Source organism: Bifidobacterium asteroides, from assembly GCF_009683175.1.
Lineage (GTDB): Bacteria > Actinomycetota > Actinomycetes > Actinomycetales > Bifidobacteriaceae > Bombiscardovia > Bombiscardovia asteroides_H.
Map to the genome: position 1 here is coordinate 869,766 of NZ_WKKW01000001.1, position 13,474 is coordinate 883,239.

General features: G+C 62.8%; 10 protein-coding genes and 1 riboswitch. Of the genes, 2 read left to right on the forward strand and 8 right to left on the reverse strand.

What is annotated here, in order from left to right; genetic code table 11:
- Position 1: 1 nt before the first annotated feature.
- The 7 genes from GKC41_RS03755 to GKC41_RS03785 form a co-directional block, all read right to left on the reverse strand.
- Positions 2-829, reverse strand: a complete 828-nt coding sequence (locus GKC41_RS03755; protein WP_045936245.1) for an ABC transporter ATP-binding protein — start codon at positions 827-829, stop codon at positions 2-4.
- 44 nt (positions 830-873) lie between these two features.
- Entirely contained in the window at positions 874-2,040 is a 1,167-nt protein-coding gene (locus GKC41_RS03760) for an ABC transporter permease (RefSeq protein ID WP_195760153.1), read from the reverse strand.
- Between the two features lie 16 nt (positions 2,041-2,056).
- On the reverse strand, positions 2,057-3,367 hold the full coding sequence (locus tag GKC41_RS03765; RefSeq protein WP_154312970.1) for an ABC transporter permease: 1,311 nt from the start codon (positions 3,365-3,367) through the stop codon (positions 2,057-2,059).
- A 21-nt stretch (positions 3,368-3,388) separates the two neighbouring features.
- Positions 3,389-4,663 (reverse strand): DUF2318 domain-containing protein, encoded by a 1,275-nt coding sequence (locus GKC41_RS03770; protein WP_154312971.1) that lies wholly within the window; start codon positions 4,661-4,663, stop codon positions 3,389-3,391.
- Positions 4,664-4,676: 13 nt separating this feature from the next.
- Positions 4,677-5,300 (reverse strand): iron transporter, encoded by a 624-nt coding sequence (locus GKC41_RS03775; RefSeq protein ID WP_045925021.1) that lies wholly within the window; start codon positions 5,298-5,300, stop codon positions 4,677-4,679.
- The gene (locus GKC41_RS03780; RefSeq protein WP_154312972.1) at positions 5,297-7,111 is read right to left on the reverse strand and encodes an FTR1 family iron permease; all 1,815 of its coding nucleotides are present in this window, start codon (positions 7,109-7,111) and stop codon (positions 5,297-5,299) included. The genes GKC41_RS03775 and GKC41_RS03780 overlap by 4 nt, the downstream gene beginning before the upstream one ends.
- Positions 7,112-7,270: 159 nt before the next feature.
- Positions 7,271-8,737 carry an amino acid permease gene (locus GKC41_RS03785; RefSeq protein WP_418904388.1) on the reverse strand — a complete coding sequence of 489 codons (1,467 nt, stop codon included), beginning with the start codon at positions 8,735-8,737 and terminating at the stop codon, positions 7,271-7,273.
- 328 nt (positions 8,738-9,065) lie between these two features.
- Between GKC41_RS03785 and GKC41_RS03790 the strand changes: the two genes are divergently transcribed.
- On the forward strand, positions 9,066-10,526 hold the full coding sequence (locus GKC41_RS03790) for an amino acid permease (RefSeq protein ID WP_154312974.1): 1,461 nt from the start codon (positions 9,066-9,068) through the stop codon (positions 10,524-10,526).
- 18 nt (positions 10,527-10,544) lie between these two features.
- On the opposite strand, the gene GKC41_RS03795 is transcribed toward GKC41_RS03790, so the two are convergent.
- On the reverse strand, positions 10,545-11,501 hold the full coding sequence (locus GKC41_RS03795) for a 3-hydroxyacyl-CoA dehydrogenase family protein (protein WP_154312975.1): 957 nt from the start codon (positions 11,499-11,501) through the stop codon (positions 10,545-10,547).
- A 174-nt stretch (positions 11,502-11,675) separates the two neighbouring features.
- Positions 11,676-11,854, forward strand: a riboswitch (Lysine riboswitch).
- A gap of 96 nt (positions 11,855-11,950) precedes the next feature.
- On the opposite strand from GKC41_RS03795, the gene GKC41_RS03800 reads away from it, so the two are divergent.
- Entirely contained in the window at positions 11,951-13,426 is a 1,476-nt protein-coding gene (locus GKC41_RS03800; RefSeq protein ID WP_154312976.1) for an amino acid permease, read from the forward strand.
- Positions 13,427-13,474: the final 48 nt, after the last annotated feature.

The following is a 13,474-nucleotide window of genomic DNA, read 5'->3' on the forward strand; positions in this document are numbered from 1 at the left end:
TTCAACGCCCTCCTTCTGCATCAGCAGCCGATCCCGGCAGGGAGCCGCCGGTCTTGGCCGTCTTGGTGGGGTCATGGAAGCCCACCGGAATATCCTGGCCCCCGGTATCGCCAGGAGCCCCACTGAAGGCCGGCCGACCCCCGGCTGCCAGGTAGGCCTGCTTGGCCTCCTCATCGTTCCACTGCTCACCGGCCAGTACACCGTGGTTGAGCATGATCTCCCGCTGGGCGCATGAGGCCACCAAGGCATCGTGGGTGACCACGATCAGGGAGGTCCCCTGGTCATGCAACTGCCTAAAGAGGTCCAGCACAATCCGCTCATTGGCCTCGTCCAGGTTGCCAGTTGGTTCATCAGCCAGAATCAGCTTGGGTTCGTTGATCAGCGCCCGGGCCACACAGACCCGCTGCTGCTCACCGCCCGAAAGCTGGCTGGGCAGGTGGCGGGCCCGATCCGCCAGACCCACCCGGTCCAGGGCCTTCATGGCCTGATCCTCGTCCACCACCGAGTGGTAGTACTGGGCCACCATGACGTTCTCCAAGGCGGTCAGATGCGGGACCAGGTAGAACTTTTGGAAGACCAGGCCGATCACATTCTTGCGCACATCGGCCAGCTGGGACTGGCTCAGATCCTCCAGCGGCCGCCCCTGCAGGCGGACCGAACCCCGGCTGGGGGTGTCCATGCAACCCAGAATGTTCATCAGCGTGGTCTTGCCCGAGCCGGAGGACCCCACCACGGCCAGCCACTGGCCCTGCGGGACGCTCAGATTCAGATCGTCCAGGGCATGCAGATCGCCGTAGATCTTGGAAACGTGGTCCAGATCCAGCAGCATGCCGCCGCCCGACTGGGACTCGCTCGCCTTTGCCTGCGTCATTGTCATTCCTCCCTCAAAACCAGGGCCGGGTCGATACGCGAAGCCCGGAGGACCGGCCGGATGGATGCGATCATGGATATGGCCACGCTCAGCAGGACCGTGCCCAGGGCCAGCCACCAGTTGAAGCCCAGCGGACGCTGGAAGACGGACAGGCAGAGCAGCCGGGCGAAGCCATAGCCCAGGACCGTGCCAATCAGGCCGCCAGCCAATCCATAGCAGGCCGACTCCGCCAGAAACTCCATGGCTATTCCCCGCGAGGAAGCGCCCAGGGCCTTGCGCAGACCGATCTCGCTGCGTCGCTGGGAGACGATGGAGGCCATGGTGGTCCCCACGCCCACGAAGGTCAGGACCAGTACCACCACCGAAACCAGCCAGAAGAGCGACTGGAGCATGGCGATGGTGTGGCTGTCGCCCGCTGTGATCCTCGTGACCGGCCGGGCCTTGACCCCCATGGAGGTCATGTCGTTGATGCCTGCGGCGATGGTCTTCAGCCCCGAGGTCATGGTGTTGACCGAGTATTCGATGACATCGGTGCCCCGCTTGGTCCCGGTCAGGAGCTCCAGGTCAGTCAGGTCGGCGTAGATAATGCGATCCTCGGGACCACCGGTATCGACGATGCCCCCCACACGAAAGTCTCGCCCCTGACCGCCGGCCTTGCCCGTGCCGGTGACCTGGCTGGCCGGGTAGCCGATGGTTATCTGCTTGCCAGTGGTAAGCCCCAGTGAATCTGCCAGATCCCGCCCTACCATGACTGAACCCGACTGCGGCCAGGATCCCTCCACACTCCAGTGACGGTTGAGCTGACGCACCTGGTCTGGGTGGATGCCGGCCATCTCGCGAGCCCCGGCATTGACCTGCACCGTTTCATATCGATAGGTGGCGTACCGGGCCGGGGCCTTGGCGGTCACCATGTGGGTAGTATGGTCCACCATGCCCTGTTCGATGCCGGAGCCGGACCTATTGCCGCCTTGGATGGGCGAGACGACCAGGTTGGCCCCGTAGGAGCGCATCTCCTGGTTGATCTGTCTAGGGGCCTCGATGCAGACCGCCGCCAGGCAGAAGAGGGTAGCCGCGCCCACCAGGGATGCCACCACGGCCATCAGGGCCCGTCCCCGACGACGGAAGACGGCCCCGAAGAGCATGGTCAGGAACATGCGGGTATTGGTCATATGGCTCTTATGGCGATCAGCGGCCATGAAGCACCTCCGCCGGCCGAAGCCGCAGAATCGATCTGATGGACGAGATGGACGCCAGCAGCACAGTAATGGCCAGCAGCACGAAGACCAGCACGAAGACCATGGGTCGCATGGTGATGCCCGAGCCGAAGACCACCCTGCCCACAATCTGAGCCACCCCGGAACCCAGCAAAACGCCGACCAGAGCCCCGGCCAGGGCGATCAGGGCCGTCTCGGCCAGCACCAGTCGGGACACGGCCCCGTCGGTGGCGCCCAAGGCCTTGAGCAGGGCGAACTCCGAGGACCGCTCGGATATGGAGGATGCCATCAGGTTGGCCACGGCGATGGCTGCCGCCAGCAGGCTGAGCACGGTCATCAGGATCATGACCGCCTGGGTCTTCTGCAGAACATCGCCCTGCAGGGCTGCCACCTGTCTGACCTGCTTGGCCATGGACCCGGGGATGGCCTCCTCGATCTGGTAGGCAATGGATGAGGGGTAGGCCGTGCAGTACCAGGTCTCCCACTCGTCCTGGGAGAGAGCGGCAGGGTTTCGTGCGGCCTTGCGGGCCAGGTCGTTCTCGGGCGTGGTCAGAGCCTTGACCTCCACCTGGTCGATCTGATCGGTCAGGCCGGACATCTCCTGCAGCGGCCGGGTGGGCAGGTAGAGGGAGGAGGCATCGGCATCACCGGAGTCGAAGATGCCCACGATGGTGACGGTCCGCTGTTGATCACCCAGACCGACCTTGACCTGGTCGCCAACCTGACGGCCGCCCAGTCGTGCAGCCAGCTCCTTGCCCATCATGGCCTCGGTCCTGCCGCCGGACCCGGCCTCGTCCTTGGGCCAGCGGCCTTGAACCTTCCACCAGGGCCTAAGACCTTTCAGACCTGCGGTGCTGCTTTCGCCGCTGTCTACCTTGACGGTCCGGCCGAACCAGGTGCCCACCAGGGGGGCGCCGACCTGGTCCACAGTGCCACGAAGATCCAGGCGGGGAGCGAAGTCGGTGATGTTGTAGGCCCAGAAGATGGTCTTGATCTTGGGCACCTGGGACTCCTTGAGGAAGGCTGTCGGCGTTGACTCATCGCCTGAGGGGCCGCCCTCCTGGTCGCCGTAGAGGTCGGAGACCACGGCATCAGCCTTGGCCTGGACCGTGATGTTGGATCCGTAGGTGGACAGTTCCGCATTGAGCTTGTCGCCGACGTCGAAGACCACCCCCAGCATGGCCGTAGCCACGCAGGCCGACAGGCAGACAGTGACGGCGATGAGCATTCTTCGCCCGAACTGGCGGCTGAATGACCGCAGCATCATTCGCATGAAGAACATACCAACCGCTCCTTCCCTCTCTTAGCTCTTGAAGTGCGAAGACAGAGCATCCAGATCGGCGGTGCTGATCAGTATCGCGCCCCGACCGGTCTTATAGGGCAGAGGGACGGGATTGCAGCCGCCCTTGAACCCTATGGTGGCCAGGTTGATGGCTACGTCGCACTTCTTGCAGATGATCTTGCCGTCTTTTTCGTAATAGCCCGCATCCCCGCAATTATCGCAGGCGTCCAGCCCGACACCATAGGCCGCGCCATTCTTGCGGATGATGATAAAGCGCATCTCGGTGCCGTCCTTGGCCCGGTAGCTGAATCGATGCAGATGGCCATCCTCCACCTGGGAGAAACGAATGGTAGCCGTATCGGAGGTCAAGGAATACCGCTCTGGAGGCGAGAGCACGGGGACCTTGTGGGCCTGGGCCGTTCCCACTGTCAGGGCCAGGGTGACGCCGATCATAGCCACCAGGCTCCAGACCGCCGATGCCAGGGCCCTTCGGCGGAAGGCCCGGTGGCTGCGGTCGTCGGCTGTGGAGGCTCCGGTCACCGGCATGCGCCAGCCTGCAACCAGGCAGGCAAAGACTGGAATGATGAAGACCAGCACCTGGGCAAGGACCAAGGTCAGGTCGGCGTTGTAGCCCAGGGCCATGACCCTGAAGGCCCAGCCGTGCAGAAGTACCAGGCCGGTGGTCTGCATCAGGGCCACCAAGGCTACGACGTGCCGGATCAGCAGCAGGACCACCATGAGCAGGGCGGCCAGGCGGAAGGCTATCCGAGGACAGGAGGTATGCATGGTCCTCAGAATGGCGGCCACCGTCACAGCGGCGGCCAGACCGAGCAGGAAGCCCAGGGCCCGAAGGAGCATGGCCGAGGTCAGCACAGGCTCCCCCGGCTCCACAAAGGCCGTAAGCTGCAGGATGACATCAGGCAGGGCACGGAAGGTCGTCAGGGCTATGGCCAGGGCCGCCAGGGCGTTGGCCAGATCCATGACCCATGGGTGCCGATGCCAGTCCGAGACCAGCCGGTCGGCGGCCAGCACCACCACGATGGCCGCCAGATCGGTCAGAACGCAGGCTACCAGGGTCGGGTAGTTGACCATGGTCCGGCGGTTGATGATCACGGTGGCGCGCAGGAGGGCGAAGACCAGCGCCCCCAGCACGCCGACCCCCAGGCCAATCAGTCGCCAGGAGGAGGAACGGGGCCGATCGCGGCCCTCGCCAACCCCCAGAAGCACGCTGAAAACCATGACCAGGAGGGCCGGGGCCAGCGTCCCCGGCAAGACCGTGACAAATTGCTCAAGCATGGTGCATAGCAGCTTACCACTGGTGGGGCGTGTAGTCCCAGTCCCAGCTGACCACGATGGGCTCGGTCCAGAAGTGTCCCTTGACGCCGGTCTCCGGGTCGACGTGCAGCATCCAACCCTTCTTCTCCGGGGAGTCGATGGAATAGGTCAGCTTGTAGGATCCGGCCTTCTCCATCTTGATGTTGGCTCCGTAATGCGGACCATCCGAAGCGTTCATCTGCATGAAGGTGCCGGACTGCTTGTCATTGGGGTCATCCTTGTTCTGGATGGTGTAGTTGACGGTCAGATCCGGAACGAACTCACCCTTGGCATAGCCCAGGTTGTTGTTGGGCAGGGCGTGGATATCGGCCTCCAGGTGCAGGCTGGCGTCCGCTGCCTTCAACCCCATGGATGCGGGCTCCATATCGATGGGCTGGAAGAAGACCGTGCCGATGTTCAGGGGACCCTTCTGCTGGTCGTCGGGCGGGATGGGAATCTCCTCGAACCCGGCTCCCTTGCCCGCCGAGGACTGGGAGGCGCCGGAAGCCTCAGGCGCGGGGGCCTCACGGGTGCCTGACCCGCCGGAGCCGCACCCCGCCAGGGCCAGAGTGCCCGAGAGCACCAGCGCGACCAGGGCGGTCAATTGTCTCTTCTTCATGATTGTCCTTCGCTCTTTGGTGTTTGCATGGATGCCGTGACCTCAGAGGGCACAGCCCTTTCGGCGGCCTGATCGGCTTCCGCCTGATGGACGGCTGCCGACGGGGACCTGCCGGAGTCCTGATCCGACCGCGACCGCTCCTGCTTGTGCAGGCGGCGGGTCGACACAATTGCCAGCACGACCACGACCAGGGCCGCCAGGATCTGGGCGCCGATGGTCTGCGTGTAGGGATACAGCCCGATCCAGTCGCTGGTGGGCACACCGGGCAGATAGGTGGCCGGCACCAGGTCGCCCTCGATCAGGGCATGGACGCCACCCCCGGCGAAGATGACCACCATGACCGCCATGAGCAGGCTGGTGATGATGAAGAAGGGCCGGATGGGGATCTTGACCGAGGTGAAGCGGATGAGCACGAAAACGATGACCAGGACCACGGCGGCAGCCGCAAAACCGGCCCAGATCTCCCGTGAACCACCAGGGGCCATGGCGAAGATGGCCTGGTAGAACATGACCGTCTCGGCACCCTCCCGGAAGACCGCCAGGAAGGAGAGCAGGGCCAGGGAGATTACGCTGCCCTTCGAAATAGCAGCCACCGTCCGGCTTTGAATGTAGTGGTTCCAGGATTCCACAGAGGACTTGGACAGCATCCAGTTGCTGGTGTAGAGCAGCATGAGCATAGCCACCAGGGCCACCACGCCCTCCAGGATCTCCTGCTGGGGACCATTCCCGTTGAAGAGCAGGGTGAAGAGCAGGGCCACCAACCCGCTGGCCACCAGGCCCGCTGCAATGCCCCAGTAGATGTGCCGGACCTTGTCCTTATGGCCGGACTTGACCAGGTAGGCGATGATGGCCGCCACCACCAGGATGGCCTCCAGTCCCTCACGCAGCAGGACTACGAAGGCCTGGCCGAAGGCGGATGTCAGGAAGGACGTCCACCCATTGACCTGGTCCGCGGCGCCTCCGTCCAGAATTGCTGCGTCCTCGACCAGCATGCTCTTCAGGTCGTTCACCAGGGTCTTTGCCGGCTTGCCCGCCACCATGGCCATCCGGGTCTCCTTGAACTGGTACTCGACCTGGGAGACCCTGTTGCCGCTGATGGCGTTCATGACGTTCTTCTCGAAGCCCAGCTTCTCGTAATACTGGTAATAGGCCTTGTTGACCAGGTCGGATCCCGCCTGGCCCTGTCCCTTGGATGCCTGGGCGAATGCCTGATCCAGGATGGGCGTCATCTCGTGGGCCACCTGGGTCCAGGTCCGGTCGCCCTTGCCCTTGTTCCGATGCTTCTTGGCCGCGTCCAGCCTTCGACGGTCCGCCTTGATCTGCTCCTGCTGGGCCTTGGCGTAGGCACGGGGATTGGCCAGCCCCTGGGCGGCATCCAGTTGCGTGGCCGCAGCGGACAGATCGGCCTTGAGCTTTTCGCTGCCCTGGGTCAGGGCCTGCCCGGCATCCGGGGCATAGGCCTGGCCCTGCAGGGCCTGGAACTGCCCGTCCAGTGCGTTGCGCCTGTCCTGCCCCAGGGTCGACTCCACCACCGAGACGAATCCGGAGCCCACGTAACCCACGTTGTAGGCCCCCATGAATTCCGAGGCCGCCCCGGCACGATCCCCCCGGGCATAGTCCTTACACCCTCGATCCAGCTGATGGGATACGGAACCAGCCACCTGGGTCCAGCTGTCATAATCCGTGGCTCCGCTCGCCGCCATGGCCGACTGCGGAATCTGCAGGACCAGGAGTATCAGGGCCAAGAACAGGCATGAGAGCAGAGAGCCAGCGGTCCTGGCCACTCGTGTCCTGCCGACCTGTGCAACCATGGGCGATGATCTCCTTCGTCAGTCCCTCGTAATCGAACCTGCAAGAAACGAAGGCCGATTTGACAACTACAGAAAATCAATCTAGCCCAAGCACAAGTGGAAAAACAGACTTGTTTCTAGCGTTTTGAGGCCATATAATGCGCCCGCGCTCGCAGACGGTCAGTCGACCGGCAACGGCTCACCCTTATGCTTCCACAGGCAGATGCCCCCGAATACCAGGAGCCAGACCAATCCCAGTATGGCTGGATAACGGGTGTCAGGAGCCAGGAAGAGCGAGAGGTAGATCAGGACGAAGAAGGCGATGGCAACGGCCCCGGTCACCCGGTAGGCAGGCATGATGAACCCATCGGGCATGAAATCCTTGCTGGTCCTGTAGCGGCGGTGGGCGAGCAGGGTCAGGATGTAGATGAAGATGATGACCGCGCTGGAGCAGGAGGTGAACAGGACGAAGGTGTCTTCGAAGCCTGGCAGCAGATGTAACACCGGAGATAGGAGGATCAGCACCCCGGACAGGACGATGGCCCGGGCGGGCACCTTGCCGCGGCGCGAAATCGTATGCAGGCTGCGCATCACCGGAGAGTGGCCGGGGGCGGCCAGTTGGAAGAGGTTGCGGCCAGCGGAGTAGAGCAGGGAGTTCAGCGAGGAGCTGGCTGCCGTGATGACCACGAAGAAGACCAGCGCAGCCGCCCAATCCACCCCGGCGTAACGGAAGACCATGACGAAGGGCGAGGTGAAGCTGCCGTCGGCGTTGGGCCGGAAGGAGCGCCAGGGCACGATCAGCATGATGGCGACCAGGGCTCCCACATAGAAGATCAGCACCCTCAGGATGATCTGGTTGATGGCCTTGGGCAGGACCTTGCGGGGATTCTGGGTCTCGGAGACGGTCACCCCCACGAACTCGATCATCTCGTAGGCGAAGAAGACCATCTGGAAGCTCATGAAGAAGGCCATCCACCCGTTGGGCGCCAGGCTCAGGCCGGTGGTGATGTTGTCCAGACCCGCATGGCCGGCCGGGCTGATCCGGTCCTGTCCCGGCATATGGACGGCCGGATAGTGGAAGCCCGTGATGACCATGACCACGGCCGTGGCGATCATGGCCAGGATCAGGGTGATCTTGATCATAGAGAACCAGAACTCGGTCTCCCCGAAGACCCGCACGGCAATCAGGTTGATGCACACCATGGCCGCCAGGAAGCAGAGCTCGATCAGACCCCGCCAGGCGCTCAGATCAATGCCGAAGGTGCCGAAGAAGGTGACGAAGTAGGTGCCCACAGCAGTCAGCTCTGACATGCCGATCAGGATGAGCACGATCCAATAGGACCAACCGGCGAAGGATCCCCAACCCTGGCCCAGGTAGCGGCTGATGAAAGCGATGAAGGTGTGCTGGACGGGGCTGCGATACATGAGCTCGCCAATGGCCCGCATGAGCAGGTACATGATCACGCCGACGCCGATGTAGACCAGGATTATGGAGGGCCCGGTCAGGGCAATGGACTTGCCCGACCCCAGGAAAAGCCCGGTGCCGATGGTGCCGCCGATGGCGATGAACTGTACATGACGATTGCTCAGACCGCGTTCCATGCCGTCGCCTGCCGAGGTGCCGTCACCTTGATTCTGCTGCGCCAAAGGGCCATTGCCCATACGGTTCATGCGACTGCACCTCCTTGTCTTCACAACCCATTAATCATCGCCGCCCAGGAAGGGATGCCCATCAAGGCCGGTAGGTCAGCAATACCACAGAGGTGTCGATAACCGGGGGCGGACGGCAGGCACCGACGCCCATGGTAGGGCCTGGCGGTCATCATTCGGTGAATTTACCGTCTCACATGGCGGACGCCTTTATTTCACAATGTAAAAGCATGGTCATTCGGCTCGGGTCGGCTCCTATAGTGTTGGCCCTGTCAGCCGGCAACATTCAGCTGGCCACTACCACCACCTAAGGAATGACATCCCCATGGATCAACCCAAGGAGTCGCAGGGCAAGAACCTGCGCAAGACCCTGAAGAACAGGCATATCCAGCTCATCTCGCTGGGCGGCGCCATCGGAACGGGACTCTTCTACGGGTCCGGGGAATCCATCTCATTGGCTGGGCCGGCCATCATCATCGCCTATCTGATAGGCGGTCTGGCCATCTTCATGATCGTCAGGGCCATGAGCGAAATGAGCGTGGAAGACCCCAAGTCCGGCGCTTTCAGCTACTACGCCACCCGCTACTGGTCCAAGCGGGCAGGGTTCGTTTCGGGGTGGAACTACTGGATGAACTATGTGCTGGTATCCATGGTCGAACTGTCCGTGGTGGGCACCTTCGTCAACTTCTGGTTCCCGGCAATCCCCGCCTGGGTCTCCGCGACCTTCTTCCTGGTGGTCATCACGGCAGCCAATCTGATGGGAGTCAGCAAGTTCGGCGAGTTCGAGTTCTGGTTCGCCATCATCAAGATCGCAGCCATCGTCGCCATGATCATCGGCGGCTTGGCCGTCGTGGTCATGGCCCTGCCCACGGCCAACGGACTGCGGGCCTCCTTCGCCAACTGGTTCACCGTAGGCGGCGGGTTCCTGCCCAACGGACTCATGCGTCACGGGGCCAATGGCCAGTGGACCGGTCTGCTTATGTCGCTGGCGGTGGTCATGTTCAGCTTCGGCGGCACGGAACTCATCGGCATCACCGCCGGGGAGGCCTCCGATCCCCGTCGGACCATCCCCAAGGCCACCAACGCCATCATCTGGAGGATCCTGGTCTTCTACATCCTGACGCTTGGGGTGATCATGGCCGTAGTCCCCTGGAATGCCATCGGCAAGCCCAACGCCCAGGGCATGGTCGTCAGCCCCTTTGTCCAGATCTTCGACTCGGTGGGGGTCCACGCGGCCGCAGGCATCCTCAACTTCGTCTGCCTGACCGCAGTCATGAGCGTCTACAACTCGGCCCTCTACTCCAACTCCCGCATGCTCTTCTCCCTGGCCCGGCAGGGCAATGCCCCCAAGTATCTGGGGAGGCTTTCCAAGGGCGGGGTGCCCTACGCAGGAGTGCTGACCTCGGCCTGCATCATCGCCCTGGCCGTGGTCGTGGTCTTCCTCTGGCCGCAGTTCGCCTTCAACTACCTGATGAGCATCGCCACGATCTCGGCCATCATCAACTGGTCCATGATCATGGTGACCGAGATGCTCTTCCGGCGAGCCGTTGCCCGCGGTAAAGGCCCCGGCGACCTGGCGGGCAAGACCGGCGAAAGCGCCCTGGACACCCTGCACTTCAAGCTGCCCTTTGCCCGGGTGACCCCCTGGGCGGTCCTGGCATTCCTGGCCATGATCGTCGTGCTCATGTGCTTCTCGTCCAGCTATCGGGTGGCCGTCATCGCCGGGCCCATCTGGCTGATCGTCCTCCTGGTGGCCTACCAACTGACCCAGCGGCGAGCGCAGTAGCGATACAAGCGGAAGAACTCAGCGGCCCTCCTCCTTCTTGCGGTCCGCGACCAGCGCCTCCAGCAGCCGCCGGTCGCGGTCGGCGATCATGGCCTGGCTCTCGGCCCCCTGCCAGGAATAGAACCCCTGGCCGCTCTTGGCGCCTAGCTCTCCCGCTTGAACCTTGGCCTTCAAGATCGGGTCCTCACCGGGACGGTTGTCCAAATCGTCGTAGAGGTACTTGGAGATATTGTCGAAGACATCCAATCCTCCCAGGTCAGCACTGGCGATGGGTCCAAGGATGCTCCACCGCCGCCCAAGGCTGTAGGTGACGATCTCGTCGACGGCCTGCGGAGTGGCGATGCCCTGTTCCACGATATTCAGGCACTCCCGAATAACAGCCGCCTGGATGCGATTGCCCACGAATCCAAGCGATTCCGTGGACAGCGCCACGGCATGCTTGCCGACGCGGTTCATGAGCTCGACCGTGGTGTCCACCACGCCCTGGTCGGTGCCCGCAGCAGGCACCACCTCGACCAGGGGCATGAGCTGGGCGGGATTCCAGAAGTGGGCCACCAGGAACCGCTGGGGATGTTGCAGCACCGAGGCGATCTCAGTGGGCCCTAGTCCCGAGGTATTGGTAGCCAGAATGGTCTGCTCGCCAACTATGGTCTCCACCTGCTGCCAAACCTGGTGCTTGACATTCATGTCTTCCAAGACGGATTCGATGACAAAGTCGGCATCAGCCAGAATGCCGTAATCAGTGTCCTCCTGAATCCGATCCAGCACGCTCTCCCTCTGATCCTGGGGAATCAGCCCGGCACCGATGAAGGTATCCAGATCATGCTCGATCAATCCCCTCCCACGGTCCAGGGCCTGGCGGCTGGAGTCCACCAGCCGGACAGGATACCCTCGCATGGCGAACTGGAGCGCCGTGGCATGCCCCATGGTTCCCGCTCCGATATTGCCGATTACCTTGATGTCGTCGACCTTCATCAGTGGTTGCCTTCTTTCCTAACGAATTCATACTTATCCTAAGGCAGTCAAGCGGCGCAACCAGGACCGCCCAGCGCAGCCAGAGACATTGCGGATTTGCCTATCGATCATCGAGGACAAGTGAGCGGTTTGAGCCTTGTCTGAGAATCCCTCTATGCTGGCCCATAATTGCAAAGCCACTGAAGAGGTCGCCGAACCTATCAGTAACCGGGAGCAGACAGTGCGGTGTCGCCCACTCCCGGCGAAAGGAGGTCCGGCCGAAACGGTGCGGATCCGCCCATCCGTCCCGTTGGGCCCGGGTCGAACAGGTCCGGGACTGTCGCAACCCCATGTTGCGGAGCGCTATGTGCAGTGTCACGGACAGGCAATACGTCTGGATTCCGCCTGAGCGGAACCGGCCGGAACCGTTGTCATAGGGCTCTCAGGTCAGTTCGAGGAGAAGAGCAGTCATGGCGACCAGGCAGGGCGGAAAGGCCAGTCCCTCCGCATCCACCGACCGGGTTCAACGCAACCTCAAGACCCGCCACGTCACCATGATTGCCCTGGGCGGCTGCATCGGCACCGGACTGTTCATGACCTCCGGCTCCACCATCGCCAAGGCCGGACCGGGAGGCGCGCTGGTGGCCTACGCGGCCATGGGCCTCATGGTCTACTTCCTGATGACCAGCTTGGGCGAGCTGGCCACCCACCTGCCCACCTCCGGCTCCTTCGCCGCCTACAACGCCCGCTATGTGGATCCGGCCCTGGGATTCGCCATGGGCTGGAACTACTGGCTGAACTGGGCCATCACCGTGGCTGTGGACATCTCCACCGCAGCCCTGCTGATCCAGTACTGGCTGCCCCACACCCCAGGCTGGGTCTGGAGCCTCCTGGTCCTGGTGGTCATCTTCCTGATCAACGCCCTGACCGTGTCCACCTTTGGCGAGACCGAGTTCTGGCTCTCCCTGATCAAGGTGGTGACGGTGATCGTCTTCCTGGTCATCGGTCTGGCCATGATCTGCGGAATCATGTTCCGTCCGGCCGTGGGCCTGGGCAACTTCACCTACAAGGATGCGCCTTTAGTGGGCGGATTCCCCGCCATTCTCAACGTCTTTTTGATTGCCGGCTTCTCCTTCCAGGGCACCGAGCTGATCGGGGTCACGGCAGGCGAGTCCGAAAACCCCGGCAAGGCGGTCCCCAAGGCCATCAATGATGTCTTCTGGAGGATCCTGCTCTTCTATATTCTGTCCATTTTCGTCATCGCAGCCCTGATTCCCTACACCAGCCCCAACCTGCTCAGCTCCGCCCAGGGGGACATAGCCATGTCGCCCTTCACCCTGGTGTTCCAACGGGCGGGTCTGGCCTCGGCGGCCAGCGTCATGAACGCCATCATCCTGACCTCGGTTCTCTCGTCCGCCAACTCGGGGGTCTACGCCTCAACCCGGATGCTCTACGCCCTTGCCAAGGACCATTACGCCCCGGCCTTCTTCGGACACACCACCCGTCACGGCATCCCCATGGCTTCGCTGGTCGCCACTCTGGTGGTCTCCCTGGCCACCTTCGCCGCCAGCATCTTCGGCCAGCGCATCTACATGTGGCTGGTGGCCGCCTCGGGACTGACCGGATTCATCGTCTGGATCGGCATCGCCCTGAGCCACTATCGTTTCCGCCGCGCCTGGGTGGTCCAGGGCCACCGGGTTGAGGAGCTGCGCTACCATGCCAAGCTCTTCCCCCTGGGGCCCATCCTGGCTCTGGTCCTATGCGTCATCGTCATCGGCGGGCAGAACTTCGAGGCCTTCGTCAACTGGAACTGGCAGGAGATCGGCGTCACCTACATCAGCGTGCCCCTGGTACTTGCGCTCTATCTGGGCTACAAGATCCACTACCATACCCGGATCGTGCCCTTGGAGGCCATGGATTTGAGCGGAGACCCGGAATCGCCATGAAAGATTTGCCAGCTAACATGACACATTGTGACCACGGGAGCCGAAAGG